The organism is Coxiella endosymbiont of Amblyomma nuttalli, from assembly GCF_018107685.1.
In the GTDB taxonomy this organism is placed as follows: Bacteria; Pseudomonadota; Gammaproteobacteria; order Coxiellales; family Coxiellaceae; genus Coxiella.
This window is the reverse complement of sequence record NZ_CP064834.1, coordinates 315,668-337,922: the sequence shown is the minus strand read 5'-3', so window position 1 is coordinate 337,922 and position 22,255 is coordinate 315,668. Positions and strand designations below refer to the sequence as shown.

Sequence of the window (22,255 nt, the reverse complement as noted above, 5' to 3'; positions counted from 1 at the left end):
TTACGAATGAATAAATAATACACATTTCAATTTCAATTTTTTCGTTTCATAACGGTGGGGACAACGAGTTGGAGGTAGAGCTGCTCAACAGATATTCATTCAATGAGCATTCCATTTCCACTTACTCATTATTCAAGCTCGACTTTAGCACCTGTCTCTTCGAGCTCTTTTTTGATCTTTTCAGCATCTTCTTTATTAACACCTTCTTTAATCACATTCGGAACGGATTCTACTAAATCTTTAGCTTCCTTCAACCCGAGACCAGTGATAGTACGAATCACCTTGATAACTCCAATCTTATTTTTACCGAAATTAATCATTTTCACGTTAAACTCAGTTTTTTCTTCATCAGCCACAGTTTCACCGTCTGTTGTGACAGGATCCGTAACAGCAACACTCACTGCATCAGAAATACCGAACTTTTCTTTCATTGCTTTAATTAAGTCGACTACATCAATCACACTCATTTTGGCTATTGCTTCCAAAATGTCATCTTTTGTTATTTGGACCATAATCATTCACTCCAAAAGTTTAAAATTACGACAGACCGTTTTTTTGATCTCGTACTGCCACCATGATACGAACTATTTGCGCGATAGGTGCATTAAGCGTACTAACAAATTTAGTCACCGGTGCTAACATAACACTAGCTAATTGACTTAATGTCTCATGACGAGACCGAAGATGTGCAACAACTTTTAATTGATCTGTAGACAGCAATTTACCGTCTAACGACAATGCTTTTACTTCAAGATATTCATGGTCTTTGGTAAATTCTTCAATTAAACGAGCAGCGGCTCCTAATTCTTCTTGTGAAAAAAACAAAACAATAGGACCAGTTATTACTTTATCAAGACAAGCATAAGGTGTTCCCTTGAATGCCAGACGTACAAGTGTATTACGACACACACGCATCGTTACACATTGATCACGTGCTGTTTTTCGCAACTCAGACATTTCAGAAACAGTTAGGCCACAATAATTAGCGGCTATTACAGAAGCAGCCTGGTTTGCGATACCTGTTAATTTCTCAACAATTGCCTTTTTCTGTTCGAGATTTAAAGACATTGTCTCCTCTCCTATTGTTGTTTCGAAAATAGTTTCAGTACTTCTGATTGCAGGGACAACCACAACATCACAGACGGTCACCATTTCTATGAACCTCTCTTAATAGCAGAGAGCTTTTATATCAAGGCTTGCGACTTTACGATAATTAACAAAATCAATAACCCATAACTGATGACCTATCGAGAAATTTTTACCACTGTATTACTTTCTTATCTGTTTCTGTGCCTGCAGATAATGTTTACCCTATCCTGTCGTCCAATCTACAATAACACCAGGGCCCATTGTGCTCGATAAAGTTAATTTCTTTAGATAAGCTCCTTTGACAGCATTGGGTTTTGAATTTTTCACATCTATAAGTAAAGCTAACAGATTTTGTTCCAAAGCTCTTTCTTCAAAGCTTACCTTTCCGATCGTGCAATGAATAATACCGCTTTTGTCGGTACGATAATGAACTTTACCTTGTTTTATATCTTTGACGGCGGTTACAACATCGTTAGTGACTGTACCTACTTTAGGGTTTGGCATCAAACCACGCGGTCCTAATATTTGACCTAATTTACTCACTACTTGCATGGTTTCAGGTGTCGCTATTACCACATCAAAATTAATGTTACCATTCTGAATCTGTCCCGCCAAATCATCTAATCCAACTATATCGGCACCAGCTATTTTAGCTCTCTCTAGATTGTCACCTTGAGCAAAAACTGCTACTCTAACAGTACGGCCTGTACCGTAAGGAAGCAGAGTAGCGCCACGAATCAACTGCTCCGATTTACGAGAATCAACACCAAGATTGATAGCCACATCGACGCTTTCATTAAATTTCGCCGTTGCACAAAACTTTATAAGTTGAATAGCTTCCGTAAGAGAGTACACCTTATTTTGCTCTACTTTCTCTGCAGTTGCTTTTTGTTTTTTTGTCCTTTTTTTCATTACCTTAATCTTCTTCTTCAACATCCATGCCCATACTACGTGCTGTTCCTGCGATCGTACGCACAGCAGCGTCTAGATTCGCAGCCGTAAGATCAGGTGCTTTCATTTTGGCAATTATTTCTAACTGTCGACGAGTCACTTTATCCACTTTATCAGTATTGGGATATGCGCTACTGCTTTTACCTTGTAAAATCAATTTCTTAAGTAATACTGAAGCAGGCGGTGTTCTAGTTATAAACGAAAAACTACGATCTGCGTAAACTGTAATCACAACAGGAATAGGTAAACCTTTTTCAATATTTTGCGTTTGTGCGTTAAATGCCTTACAAAATTCCATAATATTAACACCTTTTTGTCCTAGCGCAGGACCAACGGGTGGGCTTGGATTAGCTTCACCTGCTTTAATCTGTAAACGAATATAGCTGTTAATCTTTTTTGCCACTGTTTTTCCTCTAGGTAATAACGCTTTTCAATTCCCTATGATCGCATTATCGTTTTAATTTTTCTCAACTTGACCAAATTCTAGCTCTACTGGTGTTGAACGGCCCAAAATAAGCACCAATACGCGTAAGCGACTTTTCTCATAATTCACATCTTCCACAACTCCATTGAAGTCAGTAAAGGGCCCTTCAATAATCCGAACCAGTTCTCCCGGCTCAAAAAGCACTTTCGGTTTTGGCCTATTTTCTCCTTCTTCTACTCGTTGTAAGATTTGAGCAACCTCTCTGTCGCTAATAGGAGTCGGTTTTTCCGATGTACCCCCAATAAAGCGCAATACTTGTGGTACACTTCGCACTAGATGTGAAGTCTCATTATTTAAAGTCATTTGAAGCAATACATAACCAGGAAAAAATTTTCTTTGACTTCTCCTCTTTTTTCCTGAACGTATTTCGACTACTTCTTCAGTGGGAATAATAATGTCACCGAAGTAACCTTCCAAGCCTTTTAACTGGATATGTTCCTTTAGTACTTTGACAACGTAATTTTCATCATTAGAGTAAGTCTGAATAACATACCATTGTTTTTCTTGCCCTCTCATCAATTATTACCCTCTACTGTCCAGTCATCCAAGCAATAACCCACATAAAAGAGCTGTCGATCGCCCATAAAATAAGGGCTGTAATCATAACCACAATGATCACACCTAATGTAGTTTGAACAGTTTCAAGACGCGTTGGCCAAGAAACTTTACGCAATTCCGTGCGTGCTCCTTTTATAAATTCCCAAACTCTTTGCCCATTTCTAGTTCGTAAAACAATAGCTAACGTCATTGTAATCATGACAATACTAATAGTTACTCGAATTGGCCAGACAACACGTCTATAAAAAAAATCTGGAACAACCGCCCCGGCAAGGAGAAGAACGACTAACAGGCATTTTAAACCCTCAAATCGCGTCTTTTTTTCTGACGTCCCACTTTGTTGAGCCATATTCGTCCATCCTTCTACACTATTTTCCTAATCTGCTGCGACAACAAACAGGCCAGGAGGGAATCGAACCCCCAACCTGCGGTTTTGGAGACCGCCGCTCTGCCAATTAAGCTACTGACCTTCGTAATTAACCATTTCCCTCCAAACGCCTTCAATCGGATCCGTATACGTTGATTATTATTAACGACTGCCATATAACTTCCCGAATTTACTCAATAATTTTCGTTACGACCCCAGCTCCAACAGTTCGACCTCCTTCGCGTACCGCGAATCGTAATCCTTCATTCATAGCAACTGGCGCAATTAACTCTACCGTTACTTTTACATTATCGCCTGGCATTACCATCTCGACTGACGGCAATGTCAATTCACCAGTCACATCTGTTGTGCGAAAGTAAAACTGAGGTCTATATCCGGCTAAAAACGGTGTATGACGACCCCCTTCTTCTTTCGATAACACATATATCTCTGCTTCAAACTTTGCATGCGGGGTAATCGTTCCTGGTTTTGCTAATACTTGGCCTCGTTCCACTTCTTCTCGTTTTGTTCCCCTTAATAATATTCCTACATTATCTCCTGCTTCTCCTTGGTCTAATAACTTTCGGAACATCTCTACACCCGTACACGTCGTCCTTGTTGTTGTCTTAATACCTACAACTTCTATTTCATCACCTACCTTGATTATTCCTCGTTCAATACGACCGGTTACTACCGTTCCTCTCCCAGAAATTGAAAACACATCTTCTATGGGCATTAAAAACGGTTTCTCTATATCCCGTTTCGGCTCTATAAAGTATTCGTCCATCGCTTCTACTAACTTCAATACCGACAGCACCCCAAGCTCACTTTCATTACCCTCTAGTGCCTTTAGCGCTGAACCCACCACAATCGGAAGATCATCTCCCGCAAAATCATAACTGTTCAAAAGTTCTCGTACTTCCATCTCTACTAACTCTAACAATTCCTTGTCATCTACTATATCTGCTTTATTCAAAAACACCACCATCTTTGGAACACCTACTTGCTTTGCCAACACAATGTGCTCCCGTGTTTGTGGCATTGGACCATCTGCAGCACTTACCACCAATATTGCTCCATCCATTTGTGCCGCCCCAGTAATCATGTTTTTCACATAATCCGCGTGCCCCGGACAATCTACATGCGCATAATGACGTCTCGCACTTTGATATTCTACATGCGACGTCGCTATTGTTATCCCTCGCGCCCGTTCTTCTGGTGCGTTATCTATCTGATCAAAAGCTCTCGATTCTCCTCCAAACTTCTCCGCCAGCACCTTCGTTAACGCCGCTGTTAGTGTTGTTTTACCATGATCTACATGTCCTATCGTACCCACATTTAAATGTGGCTTTTCTCTTACAAATTTTTCCTTTGACATGTTTTTCTTGCACCTCTTGTTGTTAGTTTTGCTAAACTACAACTCTAAGCTCCAGTTTCAGTCTTGAGCCCACAACCGGACTTGAACCGGTGACCTTTTCCTTACCAAGGAAATGCTCTACCGCTAAGCTATGTGGGCTAAGCGGGTGATGGGGATCGAACCCACGCTATCAGCTTGGAAGGCTGAAGTTCTACCATTGAACTACACCCGCTGTACTCTAGAAGATAGAAAGGATGGTAAGTCGATCACTAAATCCCTGTCCTCTCTATCTTTATGATATATTCATATTTATATCTATGTTCTCTGTCTGATATGGAGGGGGTAGGATTCGAACCTACGAAGGCACAGCCGTCAGATTTACAGTCTGATCCCTTTAACCACTCGGGAACCCCTCCCGTATCTAGCAATTAAGTATCGAAAACGAAAAAACTTCCCACCCCCACTCAGCTATCCAAGCTCTGGAACACAAATTACCTCAAAAATCAAGCGTGATATTGTGCGTAACAACTTAACAGATGTCAACCAGAACGGCAGAGAAATATTTAAAGCACTAATTCACGCACGAGATGTAACCCAATCAAAATAATGCACTATTTTAATAAGTTTTCCTACCGCTAAACCAGCCTTATAATCCTCTCCGACTGGAATAGAGCATAAGTTCCAGCTTTTACTTTTAGCTTGCTCACAACGCCTCTCTGAGCTAATTAACCCATCTGTCTTGATAAACCTGACGTTGGTTGTAAATTTATTGAGCAAAAAAGATAAGCCTCGACCGGTTACCTTAACATATGCTTCTTTCAATGTCCAAAGACGATAAAATTCCGCTAGTTGCTCCTCAGCAGGTAATTTTCGGAGATCAGTGCTTTCTTCCATGGAAAAAAATCGCTCGGCAATTTTATCGATATGAATATCTTTTCTCATATACTCGATATCAATCCCCACTTCTTGATCCCACGCTACAGCATAAAGAGCTATTGAATGTGAGTGAGAAAGATTAAATTGCAAAGCGGAATTATCTACTAAATAAGGTTTTCCATACTCATTGTAACGAAATCGCAGAGGTATCCACAGTTCTAGTACGTATTTTGTCAAGATAGCATGTAAGGTGGTGTGCGAAGTAATAAAACGCTTGCGATGCTTAGCTTGCAAAAAACGATCTGCTCGCGCTTTTTCTTCGGAAGATAACATATTTAATCCTCTTTCAATGTCATCTGCAGACCATGTTTCTAAAAAAACGCGCCAAATATGGACTTCATTTTTCTGTAAAGTTGGTACTTGATCAACCTTGTTCCAAATTTTCATCATAGTTTCACAATTGACTCAACCGAATCCTAACACATTAAATTAAAAGTAAGTAGTCATGTAAATTGCGAAGTGTGTTTGATTTCTGTATAATTCTTTGCTATCATTCAATAGAGGCAAGATGTTATGCGTAATTCTTTAAAAACTTATCAATTCAGACCTAGACAACATACTATCCAAAGTTTCACCATCATTCGCTTCATGAGTAGGGTTTATTTATGGATGATGTTTGGATTGGCTCTTTCAGCTAGTATGGCCTATTATCTGTTTTCACACAATGGTTTATTTTATAAGATAATTTATACACCCAGTTTATTTTTTGGGTTAATCATTGCTCAGCTTAGTGTAGTTATTGGCTTGACGTGGCTCAATCAGAGACTCTCTGCCAAAACAGCCACATTTATTTACATATTTTACACTTTACTAACTGGCACTACTCTCAGTGTCGTTTTGTTTATGTATACTAAACAAAACGTTTTTGATGCACTAGCAGTTACAAGTATTGCCTTTTTAGGTTTAAGTGCTTTTGGATATACAAGCAAACGTGATTTAGGACCCATCGGTACTTTTTGTGTTATGGGGTTATTCGGTATGCTTGGTATGATCCTGCTTTCTTTATTCATTTCTAAACTCCATTCCGATACGATGCAACTCACGATCGCGGCCATTGGCATTATTGTCTTCTCAGGTCTAACCGCCTACGACACGCAACGCATTAAATTTGCTTATTTTCATGCTGATGAACTCACGAAGAGTCAGCAACAGAAAGCCGCAATCAATGGTGCACTAATGCTATACTTGGATTTTATTAATCTATTCTTAAATCTTCTGCGTTTATTTTCACGCCGATAACAGTTGCTCTTCCAGAAAATACCTTTTATAATGTTAAGTTACAAATGGTGGCAAGGGTGAATGTTTATCAACTGTCCAAGGGAGATTTGTATAGAAAGATTTAAAGATTATGCTTTTATATCTGTATCTTTGTTTCAAGAAAAAAAGAAAATTTAAAATGTTATCCCGTAATACCCTTCTTTAAATAAGAAAAGTGTCGTCTCTTCAAATAAGAAAAATATCATTTCTTCCTGCTATCAAAAAAATTGTATCTGGGTATGTTGTATCGATAAAATTATTTAAATAGACAAAAACTAAAGCACAAAAATTATAAATGAAATAAACTATGTTCGGCTAGCATATGTGCATACTGCTGTAACACCTAAAACGCCCATGTACGAACAACCCTCTATATTCTCTATATAATATCACGTAATTTCTTTCTTGTTTTCATTCCTCTTTCCCAAAAGTATTACAACACTTTTTGAAAATTTTTCTAACACTTGCATCTAAAAATAACCATCTTTCACCTCTAGAGATTAAAACCTGCAACTCTTTTGACCTAATCAAAGGTATTTGTAGCATTGAAGCAATAAAAAACAATATTTTAATAGTATTTCATTTATATCCTTCGATTACATTCGTAAGTAAATCAATAGAGATCTCACTTTTCTCTTTATAGAGCGTTTCTTTTCATCATAATGCAGACAAATTTTTTTTCACTAAGCTGAAGCTATCACAGGTCATTGCATAAATAGCAATGAAAACTAGCATCATTTTATAAACATTATGTACCAACAATCACGGAAAATACTTTCAGAAATAGCACAAAATCAAATTGAATAACTGCGCCAAATATTAAAGACGCGTTAGTAGAAGTTGATGCGTTCTTAAAAGCATCCAGTAGATTTATTCTATATTTTATATCAGTTTTTGCCAGAAAAAATATAAATTAGTATCTCCTAAGCCACCGCGACATAGATTCCCTTTATTTTCTTTGAAAATCCATTGATCTAAACGTATTGTACAACATTTGATAAAATCGTTTACGATGAGCCGCGAATACATTATGAAATGAAAACAGCTGCCTATTGAATCCAATAATTTTGCATATCTTGTATGTTTGTCTTGTGTGTTTTCGAAAGAATACCACAGAAAATGATTTAAGTTCAGCATCCTGCTGTTACCGATAGAGACCGTACCGATTACATTTAGTGATTTTTATTTGTTACTGTACCTGTCTGTGTATTATAGTGTCGCACGTTAGGAGACTTTTTTAAGCTTAGCAACCCACACCTCCGCCTTAAGATTAGTGTTTTGTATTTTTCTATAATCGATATAGCTCTTAAAATAATACGCGCTTAAACTTCTTTGCGTAAAGAAGCTATCTCCTTGAACTTATTTCACCAGTTTCTCGTCCCATGTCTCAATATAATTTGCCATACATACTGGTACGAATCTTTAGTTTGAAAAAGCTGGTGATAGGAGTCGAACCTACGACCGGCTGATTACAAATCAGCTGCTCTACCTACTGAGCTACACCAGCCAATTATTTCGTCATTTCGATCCTTCAAAATTCATGTACTTGTGCTATACGCACAGCCCCTTTGATTCTCTTCATGTTAGATGATATTTATAAATACTATTTTCAATGGGTTTCCTTCAGTGTGCCAGGTATTTAATGTCTTCTCGGTAATATATTTCCTCTTTGAGTTGCCTATAAATACCTCCTTGAAATTAACTATTAAATCTTAAGTCTAAATCTTTGACGTGTCTTCATCCTTTCAGATTAAGCAAGATAACTCTACTACGATACCACATGATCCAAATGAAGCACGTAAATTTCCGTTTAGTATTGAATGTTCCTCAAATGCACATAGAATTGTATAATTGAATCTTGTTTCTCTAACACAGCTACAAATTGTGATACTAACCTTGATAAAAAATGTTGCAATAAGATTTTTCACCAGAAAAAGCAATAATCATATTCAATTCTGATATGGATGATAAGAACCGGATAATCTATCATTATCTAACATAATTGAGTGAACTTAACCGATAGCTAAAAAATAAGAAATACAAAAATAAGAAATACAATATGTATTATCCAAGATCAGATATACTAAGATATATTAAAGATATATCAAGATACTAGAAGCATGCGATAAATAAACATGATGGACTTGCATAATGATAAAATAAAGGTCTACATCTGGCTAAAAACGCAATCTCCACATTTTCTTTTTATCTTTAAAACATCCACTCTAAATTCTTAGTTCTAAAATATGCATATCTTCAATTACTTAATAAAATGGATGGCACGATCGAGACGGTCTAATACTGAATCGCGGCCAATTAAATATAAAGTAGCATCAATTGGTGGTGAAACAGTGTTACCCGTTATAGCTATCCGAATAGATTGAGTTAATTTGCTTAATTTTACCTGAGTGGTTTCCGCCGTTTTCAAAACTACCTGATAGATAAGCTTTTTTTCCCAATGCGATAAAGTAGCTAATCCATCACGTACTTTTTGCAACAGCGAAGTGATTTCTGGCTGTAACTGCTTTTGTGCTGTTGTTTCGCTATGATGAATAATGTTTTCAAAAAAATAGCGGCTGCATTCAGCCATTTCTTTTAAAGTTTTTGTTCGTTTAGCCTGCACAACAATCACTTCCTCTAAAGCAGGACCATGGAGATAATTAATTCCTGCCATTTTTAATTGTTCTGTAAATGCATCCACTATAAGAACAGGGTTTAGGGTTTTTAAATAATATTGATTTAACCACAGTAATTTTTTATGGTCGAAAGTAGCTGTAGAAGGGCTAACTGCCTGAATATCAAACCATTGAATCATTTCATCGCGCGAAAATATTTCCTGTTCGCCATGCGACCAGCCTAAACGAACTAAATAATTAATTAACGCCTCAGGTAAATAACCCTGTTCACGATATTGCAACACATTGACTGCCCCGTGCCGTTTCGACAAACGCTTCCCATCAGTCCCTAAAATCATAGGAACATGAGCATATTGCGGTAATTCTGCGCCTAAAGCGTGTAAAATATTTATTTGACGAGGTGTATTATTAATATGATCATCACCACGAATAACATGCGTAATTTCCATATCCCAATCATCCACAACTGCTGCTAGATTATACGTCGATGTTCCATCAGTGCGTAAAATAATTAAATCATCTAGTTCGCTATTTTCTACCGCAATAGTACCATGGATTAGGTCATTAAAAACTATTTTCCCTTCGATTGGATTTCGGAAGCGAATAACAAAAGGATCGTTTATTTTATTCGGTGCTGTATTTCGACAAAAACCATCATAGCGAGGCTTTTTCTTGGTTTGCAATTGCATATTTCGTAATTCAAGTAATCTCTCTTGTGAACAATAACAACGATAAGCATGTCCTTCATCTAGTAATTTTTGAATAGCTTGGTGATAACGGTCCATTCGTTGTGACTGATAGTAAGGACCTTCGTCCCAATCAATCTGTAACCACCCTAAGCCTCTCAGAATAGCTTCCACTGATTCTTGAGTGGAACGTTGTATGTCAGTGTCTTCAATACGTAAAATAAAAGTCCCATTCTGTTGTTTGGCAAACAGCCAACTAAATAATGCTGTACGTATCCCACCGATATGCAGAAAGCCTGTGGGGCTCGGCGCAAAACGCGTGCGTATGGGTCTATCTGAGTGTTTCATAGGTCCTAGATAGGGTACTCGATTCTGAAGTGAAAATATAGAGAGGACGTACTAGAATGAAACGTTTTACTGATTGATCAATTTAATTAAGAATAGTCAAGTACTCATAGTAAAGAAGGTTAGAGATTAATTAAAGAGTTTCTCTGCTTTCCGTATTCTATCTATGTTTATACCTCTAATAAATTTATCTGATTTCTTGCCTCTTTTAGTTATGACAAGAGCCATTTACACCGATAATTACTAAGATCATATTTTGGCGATAGATTATCTAACATTGAAACAACCTGTCATCATAAAGAAATTATTAAAATTTGAAATTTTTTGTCAATTCTACAATATGAAAATGAATCATGAAACTAAATTATTCGAAGTTCCAAGTAAACACCCAACACTAAATAATCCAGTCTGAAAATAATATTAATACGTTCTATTCACTTTGACTTATAAGCACAGGATTTTCTAAAATACAGCTGGTATATAATAAAAGTCAAGATTATAATACATCCCATTTAATAATTGTATGAAGAACACCATTGTTGTCACTTGATCATGTGATCTTATCGTAATAGCATATCCAGTACATACACCTAAATTTTTCGCAAATAAATTCTTTGCACTGAATGATCGAACCCTTTTTCTAAAATTAATTGGGCTCTATTTTTGTAGGGTAGGATATTCTCTTTTAAATTAACTTCATTAATCTCACGCCATACGTGTACAGCAAACTCCATAACCTCAGCCTTGCCTAATAAAGTTAAATAATGAAAATATGAATCTGGATGTAGGAATACGCTTTGCCAAAAGTTCAACACGCGATCAATATACCATTTTTTAATGGTATCCGTTTTAGCATTTACAAATAAAGAAAAATCAAAAAAGTCAGAAACGAACACTTGGGGCTGATGAATGTTTTTTTTCATATCAATCTGTAAGATATTTAACCCTTCTAAAATGACAATATCTGGCTGATCAATAACTTCTTTTTGGTTGGGTATAATATCATAATGATGATGAGAATAAATCGGAATAGATACATGGCGTTTACCTGATTTAATAGCATGAAGTACTCGTAATAAATGTGCTGTATCATAACTTTCAGGAAATCCTTTACGTTCCATCAACTTTCGGTGCTCTAATTCAGCATTAGGATATAAAAAACCATCGCTTGTAATAACCTTAACATTAGGATGATCTGGCCATCGCGACAATAGCGCTTGAAGCACCCGCGACGTTATACTTTTCCCTACCGCTACACTACCTGCAACTCCAATAATATAAGGTACTTTCTGTTCCAGTTTTCCAAGAAACTGCCCTGTGACCTGACATAATGCTTGACTTGCAATAACATACAAATTCAACAAACGCGACAGAGGCAAGTAAATTTCTTCGACTTCTTTTAAAGAAACGGTCTCTATCTGTCCATGGAGTTTTTTCAAATCTTTTTCTGTTAAAGTCAACGGCATATCTTGCCGAAAATTACACCATTCTTCACGAGTAAATTCTAAATAAGGTGTTAATTCAGAAGGTGTTAATTCAGATTGAGTTGAAATATTCATAGCTAATTTAACCTCCGCAGACCATACCTCATCAATTGAAGAATAATGCTAGAATATTATTCTCGTCTGTACTTTCTTGCTGCTACCTTCTTGTTCCATCAAATTTTTTAAAAATTCCTATATATTAATAAATACTGTTATTAGTAAATACTATAGTTCAATCTTGTTCATTTTCATGAAGCTATGAAGTTAATCAGCAAAATTGCTCATCTTAATTGAAGTCAACTGTAAAAAAAAATAAGGAAGTAAGTGGTATATAAATAAAAGCAATCTTACATCCACTAAGAACCCACGCTAAAAGCAGTTGATTCATCTAATCGTCATATTAGAATTTAAGTGAGCCATATAAGGATTTGCACTGAAATTAACTCGCTCACGTAACCAGTATAAGACAAACAACGCCGGGAAACCCACAAAAAAAGTAATTAAATAGAAAACAACCCACCCTATGTGTATAACTAAATATGCAGCGATTGGTCCAATAATCATTCGAGTGACTGCCATGAATGCTGATAAAATAGCGTATTGTGTAGCTGAATACTCCTTATGACAAAGTGTAATTAAAAATGCCACAAAAGCAACTGTTGATAATCCTCCACAAAAATAATCTAAAAAAATAGTACTGATCATAAGAGGAAAATTTTTACCCACTATAGCCAATATCATAAAAGACAAATTGGTAACTGTTTGTAAGAATCCAAAAATCATTAGGGAACGATAAAGTCCCAGTCGCGGCATTAAAAATCCTCCCACAAAACCACCTAAAAGCGCAGCAATGACGCTAACCAATTTATAGGTGTAACCCAATTCCAATAAAGTAAAACCCATTTCACGCATTAAAAACGCGGTATTTAGTGATAGTGTCAAAGTGTCACTAAATTTATATATCAAAACTAACAACAAAATCATCATGATATGTTCACGAGTAAATAATTCTTGAAGTGGAGCCAATAGTGCATCCTGAAATGGTACAGGTGAATGTACGGCTGTCTCAGGATTAGCAGCTAATAAAGTAATGATGATTTGAGTGAACATTAATAAAGCCATCAGAAGATAGGTAATTCGCCATCCGTAATCCGACGCTATAATTAAGGCAAGTCCTCCACCAATCAACATTGCTATACGTCCTCCTACGGTGGTTACTGCAGAACCCAATCCTCGTTCATTTTGATGTAACACATCTACACGATACCCATCAATTGCAATATCTTGCGATGCTGAGATAAAAGCAGTTATCACAGATACCCAAAATACTTCCCATGGCTGCTTGGCAGGATTCATAGAAGCAATAATTACAAACATCAGTGCAAGCCCAATTTGAGTAATTAAAACCCAAGCTCGTTGTCGTGCTAATACTATCGGTGCATAATGATCCATTAAAGGTGCCCAAAGAAATTTAACGATATAGGCGTATTGTAACAGACTCAAACTGCTAGTTACCGTCAAGCTCACACCGACATCGATATACCATGCCTGCAACGTTCCACTAAGTAACACCAAGGGTAAAGTGGAAGAAAAACTAAAAAATAAAACTGCCATGATACGGCGATTAAACAAAAGACGTACAAGAGACCTCACGTTAGATTGCTTCATTCAAGATTTGATATAAAAATCCTTCAAATCTGTCAAGGCATTTCCTTTCCTTATAAGCTATCTATTGCCCTTCTTGCTTTTTTAGACGCAAAGTATTCTTATGGTAATGAGTTACGGAATTGCTACTATATCATGATGACTGCACTTTAACTCTACTCTAATTTTTAGAACATGCTAAAATAATTTCAGATTTTCTTTTTATCTTAGTAATTATGTTTTAGTAATTATGATTAGTGTTTTTGAATTATTTTCTATTGGTATTGGACCTTCGAGTTCTCATACAGTTGGGCCCATGCGCGCTGCTAAAGAGTTTATTTGTGGATTTCGGGACGAACTCACTTCTATTCATCGATTGACTACTACCTTATACGGATCATTAGCTTTTACGGGAAAGGGTCATGGAACAGATAAAGCAATTATGATGGGATTAATTGGAGAAACTCCTGAAACTATTGATCCTGATTCAATCAGTAAACGTGTAAAAAAAATTGAAGAAAAAAGACAACTTATTCTACTTAATAAAAATTATATTGATTTTTCAACGAAAAATGACATAGTTTTCAATTATAAACAGGTTTTTGATTTCCACCCAAATGGTATTGAATTTGCAGCTTATAATGCACAAGACATACTCATTCGAAAATCTCTCTATTTTTCTATTGGTGGAGGATTTATTATTAAAGATGGAGAAAAAAATCTATCTACTTTGGATGATACAGAAAATATTCCTTTTCCATTTGACTCGGCCGCTGAACTTATCGCACATTGCCAAAAGCAATCATTTTCAATTGCCGACATCATGCTAGCGAATGAAAAAACACAGTATGATGAGAAAACCATCATACAAAAATTACAAGATATCGCACGTACAATGGAAAACTGTATTAAAAAAGGCTGTAAAACTGACGGATTTCTTGAAGGTCCATTGCATGTTCGACGCCGTGCACCATCACTTCATCGTAAATTATTAGCCCTTGGACCACCAAATTCAGCGCATCCCCAAACGATGAATTGGTTAAATGCTTATGCGATGGCAGTGAATGAAGAAAATGCGGCTGGTGGTCGTGTAGTCACAGCCCCGACGAATGGGGCTGCCGGCATTATTCCGGCAGTTGTAAGCTATTACAAATATTTTTGTAAAGAAGCAACAGAGAAAGGGATAATTGATTTTTTATTAACAGCAGGAGCGATCGGAATTTTATACAAAAAAAACGCATCTATTTCTGGCGCTGAAATGGGCTGTCAAGGAGAGGTAGGTGTGGCTTGTTCGATGGCCGCTGGTGCGCTGGTCGCTGTATTAGGAGGTACAATCTTACAAGTTGAAACTGCTGCAGAAATGGCGATGGAACATAATTTAGGCCTTACTTGTGACCCGGTTGGAGGTCTTGTACAAATTCCTTGTATTGAACGCAATGCGATGGGTGCTGTCAGAGCTATTAATGCAGCGCAATTAGCACTGGCCGAAGATGGAGAGCATAAAATTTCATTAGATATGGTGATCAAAACCATGCGAGAAATTGGTCAGAATATGAACACGATTTATAAAGAAACTTCGCAAGGTGGTTTAGCAGTTGCTGTAAATATCACAGAATGTTAATTAGAACAGAGTACTGTATAAGAGTATTGTACTAAAAAACATAAGACATAAGAGTATTATCAAGAGTATTATCATAAGAATATTATACTGAAAAACCCTTTTCGCATAAAACAAAATCCTGACGGCGCCCTACTTTCGCATGGAGGATCCACACTATCATTGGCGCAGAGCGTTTTCACTTCTGAGTTCGGAATGGAATCAGGTGGGACCCACTCGCTATGGCCGCCAGGAAACCGGTGAACAATTAAAGACCTTAAAAACCATTTAGGGTTGCATAGTCAAGTCGCACGATTAATTAGTACAGGTTAGCTTCACTCATTACTGAGCTTCCACACCCTGCCTATCAACGTTGTAGTCTTCAACGAATCTTTAGGGACCTTTAAAGGTCCGGGAGATCTCATCTTGAGGGGGGCTTCCCACTTAGATGCTTTCAGCGGTTATCCCGTCCGTACTTAGCTACCCGGCAATGCCACTGGCGTGACAACCGGAACACCAGAGGTACGTCCACTCCGGTCCTCTCGTACTAGGAGCAGCTCCTCTCAAATCTCCAACGCCCACGGCAGATAGGGACCGAACTGTCTCACGACGTTCTAAACCCAGCTCACGTACCACTTTAAATGGCGAACAGCCATACCCTTGGGACCGGCTACAGCCCCAGGATGTGATGAGCCGACATCGTATATGACTCCATACTTTCATATGGTATAGACTATATCTTCATCCTGTCATTGACTTTAGACCTTTGTGGGTCATAGCCTAACTTAAAGCAAACAGGAGTCGGCGTATTACCATTCAGTTATTCTAAATGGTCTTCCTTTTCAGGTCAGTCGTTACGAGGTCACAATGTCAATATACAAAACTCACCTAGCAGTGCTTTTCTGGTTTTGGCGAAGATAATGATAATACATAGCAACTGAGAACTTTGTTTCAATTGACGTAAGTCTTACTACTCACTTATTAGGTATCGTTATATCATTATCGTACCTAAGTACTTTTTCCACCAAAAGTGCGTTATTTAGACATCAGACTTCCCACGGTGTTGCCGTATAGTACAATTGTGATATCGTACCACTGACGGGTTCACCGTTATAAGCCGAATTTTTGGTGCAGAATTACTCCTGCAGCACCCCGATTAAGTCAAGGTGCCAAACACCACCGTCGATATGAACTCTTGGGTGGTATTAGCCTGTTATCCCCGGAGTACCTTTTATCCGTTGAGCGATGGCCTTTCCATAAAGGACCACCGGATCACTAAGACCTACTTTCGTACCTGCTCGACTTGTTTGTCTCGCAGTCAAGCACCCTTATGCCTTTGCACACATTGCACGATTTCCGACCGTGCTGAGGGTACCTTTGTGCTCCTCCGTTACTCTTTAGGAGGAGACCGCCCCAGTCAAACTACCCACCATACACTGTCTCCGACCCGGATAACGGATCAAGGTTAGAACCCAAAACACGTCAGGGTGGTATTTCAAGGTCGACTCCACTGAAGCTGGCGCTCCAGCTTCGAAGTCTCCCACCTATCCTACACAGACATATTCAAAGTTCAGTGTAAAGCTATAGTAAAGGTTCACGGGGTCTTTCCGTCTAGCCGCGGGTACGCTGCATCTTCACAGCGATTTCAATTTCACTGAGTCTTGGGTGGAGACAGTGTGGCCATCGTTACGCCATTCGTGCAGGTCGGAACTTACCCGACAAGGAATTTCGCTTGTAATCTTGACTTATATTCAATACAAATTGAACAAGCCGAAAAGTAAAAAGCATCTTACTTTTCCTGCATGTCGCCATGCAGACGGGACTATATCTTCACTAATGAAGCATTAGTGTCCGGCATGTAGTCTCTGAGGATTCTGAAGTTAATTTTCACATCAATTAATTTCAATCTTTCCTGCTGATTGTCCGCACCTGTCAGATTGTTACTACTTCGCATAAAACTACCCCGTAAAATTAACTCAATAAATTAACCCAATAACTTAATGTTTAAGGTATTTTTAATTATGTAAAGTGAGTACTGCAGGATACTCGGAGTTTCCAGCATATAGCCAAATTTTACTAAAGCAGCGATATTAAGACATCACATTTTCTACCTTAGGCAGTTTGTTACTTTCCCATACTTTGATTATCAAAATCAAAAATCGAAAAAGATCTGGTCATTTCCGCCAGATTCTCCATGTCGCCATAGAGGTCGGACTATATCTTCACTAATGAAGCATTAGTGTCCGGCATGTAGTCTCTGAGGATTCTGAAGTTAATTTTCACATCAATTAATTTCAATCTTTCCTGCTGATTGTCCGCACCTGTCAGATTGTTACTACTTCGCATAAAACTACCCCGTAAAATTAACTCAATAAATTAACCCAATAACTTAATGTTTAAGGTATTTTTAATTATGTAAAGTGAGTACTGCAGGATACTCGGAGTTTCCAGCATATAGCCAAATTTTATAACAGCCACTATAGAGGTAGAATAAATATATAAAATAAATATAATACATATAAACATATAGATAACCGTTATAGTTACGGCCGCCGTTCACCGGGGCTTCACTCTAGAGCTTCGTCTAAAGACTAACCCTATCATTTAACCTTCCGGCACCGGGCAGGCGTCACACCCTATACGTCCTCTTGCGAGTTTGCAGAGTGCTGTGTTTTTAGTAAACAGTCTCAGCCACCTAGTTATTGCAACCCTTTTCAGCTCCAGCTGTAAAACTTTCACCTACCAAGGGCACACCTTCTCCCGAAGTTACGGTGCTATTTTGCCTAGTTCCTTCACCCAAGTTCTCTCAAGCGCCTTGGTATTCTCTACCTGTCTACCTGTGTCGGTTTACAGTACGGTTCCACAATACCTGAAGCTTAGGGACTTTTCCTGGAAGCATGGCATTAATCACTTCGTACACACAAGTATGTACTTCGTCATCATGTCTCAAGATTGAGTTCCCGGATTTACCAAAGTACTCTCCCTACACACTTAAACCACCACGACCGATCGGGCGGCTGATCTAGCCTTCTCCGTCCTCCCATTGCAGTATTGCACAAGTACAGGAATATTAACCTGTTTTCCATCAGCTACGCATTTCTGCCTCACCTTAGGGGCCGACTCACCCTGCGCCGATTAACGTTGCGCAGGAAACCTTAGACTTTCGGCGTGTGGGTTTTTCACCCACATTATCGTTACTTATGTCAGCATTCACACTTCTGATACCTCCAGGAAACCTCTCGGTTTGCCTTCGCAGGCTTACAGAACGCTCCTCTACCGACTCTTAATAAAGAGTCCCGTAGCTTCGGTACACAGTTTGAGCCCCGTTGAATCTTCCGCGCAGGACGACTCGACCAGTGAGCTATTACGCTTTCTTTAAAGGATGGCTGCTTCTAAGCCAACCTCCTGGCTGTCTAAGCCTTCCCACATCGTTTACCACTTAACTGTGATTTTGGGACCTTAGCTGACGGTCTGGGCTGTTTCCCTTTCCACCACGGACCTTATCACCCGCAGTGTGTCTCCCGTGCTAAATTTCATTGGTATTCGGAGTTTGCTTCGGTTTGATAGACCTGGTGGTCCCCTAGCCGAAACAGTGCTCTACCCCCAAGAATTATACACGAGGCGCTACCTAAATAGCTTTCGAGGAGAACCAGCTATCTCCGAGCTTGATTAGCCTTTCACTCCTATCCACAACTCATCCCCTAATTTTTCAACATTAGTGGGTTCGGACCTCCAGTCAGTATTACCTAACTTTCATCCTGGCCATGGATAGATCGCTCGGTTTCGGGTCTACTCATTGCAACTAAACGCCCATTTCAGACTCGATTTCTCTACGCCTCCCCTAAACGGTTAAGCTCGCTACAACAAGTAAGTCGCTGACCCATTATACAAAAGGTACGCCGTCACATTTCAGAAAAATGCTCCGACTGCTTGTACGCATACGGTTTCAGGTTCTATTTCACTCCCCTCGCCGGGGTTCTTTTCACCTTTCCCTCACGGTACTAGTTCACTATCGGTCAGTAAGGAGTATTTAGCCTTGGAGGATGGTCCCCCCATCTTCAGTCAGGATTACACGTGTCCCGACCTACTCATTGTTATCCACACTATTCGCCTTTCGCATACGGGACTATCACCTACTATGGCTGAACTTTCCAGAACATTCTGCTAGAACAAATAGCGATTTGGTAACTGGGCTCTTCCGCATTCGCTCGCCGCTACTAACGGAATCTCGGTTGATTTCTTTTCCTCTGGATACTTAGATGTTTCAGTTCTCCAGGTTTGCTTCGTATACCTATGAATTTAGTACACGATAACCCCGAAGGGTTGGGTTTCCCCATTCGGAAATCTTCGGATCATTGCTTGTTTGCCAGCTCCCCGAAGCTTTATCGCAGGCTACTACGTCCTTCATCGCCTCTTACTGCCAAGGCATCCACCATATGCGCTTATTCACTTGACTACACAACCCTAAATGATCTAGATAAAACAGATCTAGATAAAATAATTTTACCAGGATTGTCATTCATTATTAGTTTATTAGGATACTAAAAATACGAACGTTAAATACGGATATTTAGAATACCTAAAAGATATTTAAGAATACCTAAAAATGGCGCCTTTACTTTTTCACCAAATTTTTGTTTTTACCAAATTGTTAAAGAGCAGCGTGTAAATTCCACGCATCAAAAAATGAGTGCCTTTTTTAAATTTTAAACCCATTTTTTAATGTCAGAAAGCGAATTTTCGGCAGCTGTGAATTAACAGTTGACACTCGAAGTCTGGTGGAGCCAGGCGGAGTCGAACCGCCGACCCTCTGCTTGCAAAGCAGATGCTCTCCCGACTAAGCTATGGCCCCGAGATGGTGGGTCTGGGAAGACTTGAACCTCCGACCTCACCCTTATCAGGGGTGTGCTCTAACCAACTGAGCTACAGACCCGAATGCATTTTATCCGATTCGGGATTGCTCCAGCTCCCAATTTTTCAAATTCTGAAAAATCTAGAAAGCAGTTTCTGTGGATACTAATGTAGTTATCGAATCACTGTCAAATAAGGAGGTGATCCAGCCGCAGGTTCCCCTACGGCTACCTTGTTACGACTTCACCCCAGTCATGAATCATACCGTGGTGAGCGGCTTCCCTTAAAGGGTTAGCCTACCCGCTTCTGGTACAGTTCACTTCCATGGTGTGACGGGCGGTGTGTACAAGGCCCGAGAACGTATTCACCGCGACATTCTGATTCGCGATTACTAGCGATTCCAACTTCATGAAGTCGAGTTGCAGACTTCAATCCGGACTACGAGCAATTTTCTGGGATTAGCTCCACCTCACGGTTTGGCAACCCTTTGTATTGCCCATTGTAGCACGTGTGTAGCCCTACCCGTAAGGGCCATGATGACTTGACATCATCCCCACCTTCCTCCAGTTTATCACCGGCAGTCTCCTTAGAGTTCCCGGCCGAACCGCTGGCAACTAAGGACGAGGGTTGCGCTCGTTACGGGACTTAACCCAACATCTCACGACACGAGCTGACGACAGCCATGCAGCACCTGTCACTCGGCTCCCAAAGGGCACCTTGTCATCTCTGACAAGTTCCGAGGATGTCAAGGGTAGGTAAGGTTTTTCGCGTTGCATCGAATTAAACCACATGCTCCACCGCTTGTGCGGGCCCCCGTCAATTTCTTTGAGTTTTAACCTTGCGGCCGTACTCCCCAGGCGGAGAACTTAACGCGTTAGCTTCGCTACTAGAAAGCAAACTTTCCAACAGCTAGTTCTCATCGTTGACGGCGTGGACTACCAGGGTCTCTAATCCTGTTTGCTCCCCACGCTTTCGCACCTCAGTGTCAGTATTGATCCAGGAAGTCGCCTTCGCCACTGGTGTTCTTCCCGATATCTACGCATTTCACCGCTACACCGGAAATTCCACTTCCCTCTACCATACTCTAGACACCCAGTATCGGATGCAATTCCCAGGTTAAGCCTAGGGGTCTTTCACATCCGACTTAAATATCCACCTACGCGCGCTTTACGCCCAGTAATTCCGATTAACGCTTGCACTCTCTGTATTACCGCGGCTGCTGGCACAGAGTTAGCCAGTGCTTCTTTTGCAGGTAACGTCAGCGCCCAAGGGTATTATCCCTGAGAATTTCTTTCCTGCTGAAAGTGCTTTACAACCCGAAGGCCTTCTTCACACACGCGGCATTGCTGGATCAAGGTTTCCCTCATTGTCCAAGATTCCCCACTGCTGCCTCCCGTAGGAGTCTGGGCCGTGTCTCAGTCCCAGTGTGGCTGACCGTCCTCTCAGACCAGCTACGGATCGCCGCCTTGGTAGGCCATTACCCTACCAACAAGCTAATCCGACATAGGCTCATCTCACAGCGCGAGGTCCAAAGATCCCCGCTTTGCTCCGTAGAGATCATGCGGTATTAGCCCGAGTTTCCCCGGGTTATCCCCCACTACAAGGTAGATTCCTACGCATTACTCACCCGTCCGCCACTCGCCGCCAGAAGGCTAAAAGCCTTCCGCGCTGCCGTTCGACTTGCATGTGTTAAGCATGCCGCTAGCGTTCAATCTGAGCCAGAATCAAACTCTTCAATTAAACAAACTACTGCCCCTCGCAAGAGGGGCATATTAAAGGCTCGACACAAAATACTGCAGTCAAGCAGGTTCTATGCGTCGAATTATTGGTAACCCGAATAACTGCACAGTACCCACACAAACTGTTTCCTTTCGCTGCTAACTTTTTAAAGAGCAATTCCATTAAGGAACCAAGTAAAGAGCACTCATTCTACACGCTTTATAAGAAAAGTCAAGAATAAAATGAACGCCCCTGCTATCCAACAGGGTTATAAAAATTTTTACAGTCCAATTT

At 39.6% G+C, this 22,255-nt stretch carries 13 protein-coding genes, 7 tRNA genes and 3 rRNA genes; 2 read left to right on the top strand and 21 right to left on the bottom strand.

Annotated features, from left to right (window positions below):
- Window positions 1-128: 128 nt before the first annotated feature.
- The 12 genes from rplL to CEAn_RS01125 form a co-directional block, all read right to left on the bottom strand.
- Window positions 129-512, bottom strand: coding sequence for a 50S ribosomal protein L7/L12 (gene rplL, locus CEAn_RS01180; protein ID WP_211924003.1), 384 nt, complete (start codon window positions 510-512; stop codon window positions 129-131).
- Between the two features lie 25 nt (window positions 513-537).
- The gene (gene rplJ, locus CEAn_RS01175) at window positions 538-1,068 is read right to left on the bottom strand and encodes a 50S ribosomal protein L10 (RefSeq protein WP_211924135.1); all 531 of its coding nucleotides are present in this window, start codon (window positions 1,066-1,068) and stop codon (window positions 538-540) included.
- 243 nt (window positions 1,069-1,311) lie between these two features.
- On the bottom strand, window positions 1,312-2,001 hold the full coding sequence (gene rplA / locus CEAn_RS01170; RefSeq protein WP_211924134.1) for a 50S ribosomal protein L1: 690 nt from the start codon (window positions 1,999-2,001) through the stop codon (window positions 1,312-1,314).
- A 4-nt stretch (window positions 2,002-2,005) separates the two neighbouring features.
- Window positions 2,006-2,443, bottom strand: coding sequence for a 50S ribosomal protein L11 (gene rplK / locus CEAn_RS01165; protein ID WP_211924002.1), 438 nt, complete (start codon window positions 2,441-2,443; stop codon window positions 2,006-2,008).
- Window positions 2,444-2,497: 54 nt separating this feature from the next.
- Window positions 2,498-3,040 (bottom strand): transcription termination/antitermination protein NusG, encoded by a 543-nt coding sequence (gene nusG, locus CEAn_RS01160; RefSeq protein ID WP_211924001.1) that lies wholly within the window; start codon window positions 3,038-3,040, stop codon window positions 2,498-2,500.
- A gap of 13 nt (window positions 3,041-3,053) precedes the next feature.
- Window positions 3,054-3,431 carry a preprotein translocase subunit SecE gene (gene secE / locus CEAn_RS01155; protein WP_211924000.1) on the bottom strand — a complete coding sequence of 126 codons (378 nt, stop codon included), beginning with the start codon at window positions 3,429-3,431 and terminating at the stop codon, window positions 3,054-3,056.
- 48 nt (window positions 3,432-3,479) lie between these two features.
- Window positions 3,480-3,552 (bottom strand) — tRNA-Trp (locus CEAn_RS01150).
- A gap of 87 nt (window positions 3,553-3,639) precedes the next feature.
- On the bottom strand, window positions 3,640-4,827 hold the full coding sequence (tuf, locus tag CEAn_RS01145; RefSeq protein ID WP_211923999.1) for an elongation factor Tu: 1,188 nt from the start codon (window positions 4,825-4,827) through the stop codon (window positions 3,640-3,642).
- A 66-nt stretch (window positions 4,828-4,893) separates the two neighbouring features.
- A tRNA-Thr gene (locus CEAn_RS01140) sits at window positions 4,894-4,965 on the bottom strand.
- 2 nt (window positions 4,966-4,967) lie between these two features.
- Window positions 4,968-5,038: transfer RNA gene (locus tag CEAn_RS01135), tRNA-Gly, on the bottom strand.
- Between the two features lie 102 nt (window positions 5,039-5,140).
- A tRNA-Tyr gene (locus tag CEAn_RS01130) sits at window positions 5,141-5,222 on the bottom strand.
- Window positions 5,223-5,382: 160 nt separating this feature from the next.
- Window positions 5,383-6,129, bottom strand: coding sequence for a 4'-phosphopantetheinyl transferase family protein (locus CEAn_RS01125; RefSeq protein ID WP_244670093.1), 747 nt, complete (start codon window positions 6,127-6,129; stop codon window positions 5,383-5,385).
- A 201-nt stretch (window positions 6,130-6,330) separates the two neighbouring features.
- On the opposite strand from CEAn_RS01125, the gene CEAn_RS01120 reads away from it, so the two are divergent.
- The gene (locus tag CEAn_RS01120; RefSeq protein ID WP_244670092.1) at window positions 6,331-6,981 is read left to right on the top strand and encodes a Bax inhibitor-1/YccA family protein; all 651 of its coding nucleotides are present in this window, start codon (window positions 6,331-6,333) and stop codon (window positions 6,979-6,981) included.
- A gap of 1,452 nt (window positions 6,982-8,433) precedes the next feature.
- Here the strand turns inward: CEAn_RS01120 and CEAn_RS01115 are convergent.
- The 4 genes from CEAn_RS01115 to CEAn_RS01100 all read right to left on the bottom strand — a co-directional run bounded on the left by CEAn_RS01115 (window position 8,434) and on the right by CEAn_RS01100 (window position 13,818).
- Window positions 8,434-8,506 (bottom strand) — tRNA-Thr (locus tag CEAn_RS01115).
- 753 nt (window positions 8,507-9,259) lie between these two features.
- Entirely contained in the window at window positions 9,260-10,669 is a 1,410-nt protein-coding gene (gene gltX, locus CEAn_RS01110; RefSeq protein WP_211923996.1) for a glutamate--tRNA ligase, read from the bottom strand.
- A 587-nt stretch (window positions 10,670-11,256) separates the two neighbouring features.
- Window positions 11,257-12,225 carry a type I pantothenate kinase gene (gene coaA, locus CEAn_RS01105; protein WP_369804521.1) on the bottom strand — a complete coding sequence of 323 codons (969 nt, stop codon included), beginning with the start codon at window positions 12,223-12,225 and terminating at the stop codon, window positions 11,257-11,259.
- Window positions 12,226-12,534: 309 nt separating this feature from the next.
- Window positions 12,535-13,818 (bottom strand): AmpG family muropeptide MFS transporter, encoded by a 1,284-nt coding sequence (locus tag CEAn_RS01100; protein WP_211923995.1) that lies wholly within the window; start codon window positions 13,816-13,818, stop codon window positions 12,535-12,537.
- A 226-nt stretch (window positions 13,819-14,044) separates the two neighbouring features.
- On the opposite strand from CEAn_RS01100, the gene CEAn_RS01095 reads away from it, so the two are divergent.
- Entirely contained in the window at window positions 14,045-15,415 is a 1,371-nt protein-coding gene (locus CEAn_RS01095) for an L-serine ammonia-lyase (protein ID WP_211923994.1), read from the top strand.
- Window positions 15,416-15,531: 116 nt separating this feature from the next.
- Here the strand turns inward: CEAn_RS01095 and rrf are convergent.
- From rrf to CEAn_RS01070, 5 genes are all read right to left on the bottom strand, one after another.
- Window positions 15,532-15,645: ribosomal RNA gene (gene rrf / locus CEAn_RS01090) — 5S ribosomal RNA — on the bottom strand.
- Between the two features lie 44 nt (window positions 15,646-15,689).
- A 23S ribosomal RNA gene (locus CEAn_RS01085) occupies window positions 15,690-19,847 on the bottom strand.
- A gap of 320 nt (window positions 19,848-20,167) precedes the next feature.
- A tRNA-Ala gene (locus tag CEAn_RS01080) sits at window positions 20,168-20,243 on the bottom strand.
- Between the two features lie 4 nt (window positions 20,244-20,247).
- Window positions 20,248-20,324 (bottom strand) — tRNA-Ile (locus tag CEAn_RS01075).
- 111 nt (window positions 20,325-20,435) lie between these two features.
- Window positions 20,436-21,982 (bottom strand): 16S ribosomal RNA (locus tag CEAn_RS01070).
- Together the 16S, 23S and 5S rRNA genes with 2 tRNA genes alongside form the textbook arrangement of a ribosomal RNA operon.
- Window positions 21,983-22,255 lie beyond the last annotated feature (273 nt).

Bases quoted from the DNA above. Each gene is read 5' to 3' on its own strand.
- CEAn_RS01095 (WP_211923994.1), top strand. From the start codon at position 14,045: ATGATTAGTGTTTTTGAATTATTTTCTATTGGTATTGGACCTTCGAGT.
- CEAn_RS01125 (WP_244670093.1), bottom strand. From the start codon at position 6,129: ATGAAAATTTGGAACAAGGTTGATCAAGTACCAACTTTACAGAAAAAT.
- tuf (WP_211923999.1), bottom strand. From the start codon at position 4,827: ATGTCAAAGGAAAAATTTGTAAGAGAAAAGCCACATTTAAATGTGGGT.
- rplA (WP_211924134.1), bottom strand. From the start codon at position 2,001: ATGAAAAAAAGGACAAAAAAACAAAAAGCAACTGCAGAGAAAGTAGAG.
- nusG (WP_211924001.1), bottom strand. From the start codon at position 3,040: ATGAGAGGGCAAGAAAAACAATGGTATGTTATTCAGACTTACTCTAAT.
- CEAn_RS01120 (WP_244670092.1), top strand. From the start codon at position 6,331: ATGAGTAGGGTTTATTTATGGATGATGTTTGGATTGGCTCTTTCAGCT.
- gltX (WP_211923996.1), bottom strand. From the start codon at position 10,669: ATGAAACACTCAGATAGACCCATACGCACGCGTTTTGCGCCGAGCCCC.
- rplL (WP_211924003.1), bottom strand. From the start codon at position 512: ATGGTCCAAATAACAAAAGATGACATTTTGGAAGCAATAGCCAAAATG.
- CEAn_RS01100 (WP_211923995.1), bottom strand. From the start codon at position 13,818: ATGAAGCAATCTAACGTGAGGTCTCTTGTACGTCTTTTGTTTAATCGC.
- coaA (WP_369804521.1), bottom strand. From the start codon at position 12,225: ATGAATATTTCAACTCAATCTGAATTAACACCTTCTGAATTAACACCT.
- secE (WP_211924000.1), bottom strand. From the start codon at position 3,431: ATGGCTCAACAAAGTGGGACGTCAGAAAAAAAGACGCGATTTGAGGGT.
- rplJ (WP_211924135.1), bottom strand. From the start codon at position 1,068: ATGTCTTTAAATCTCGAACAGAAAAAGGCAATTGTTGAGAAATTAACA.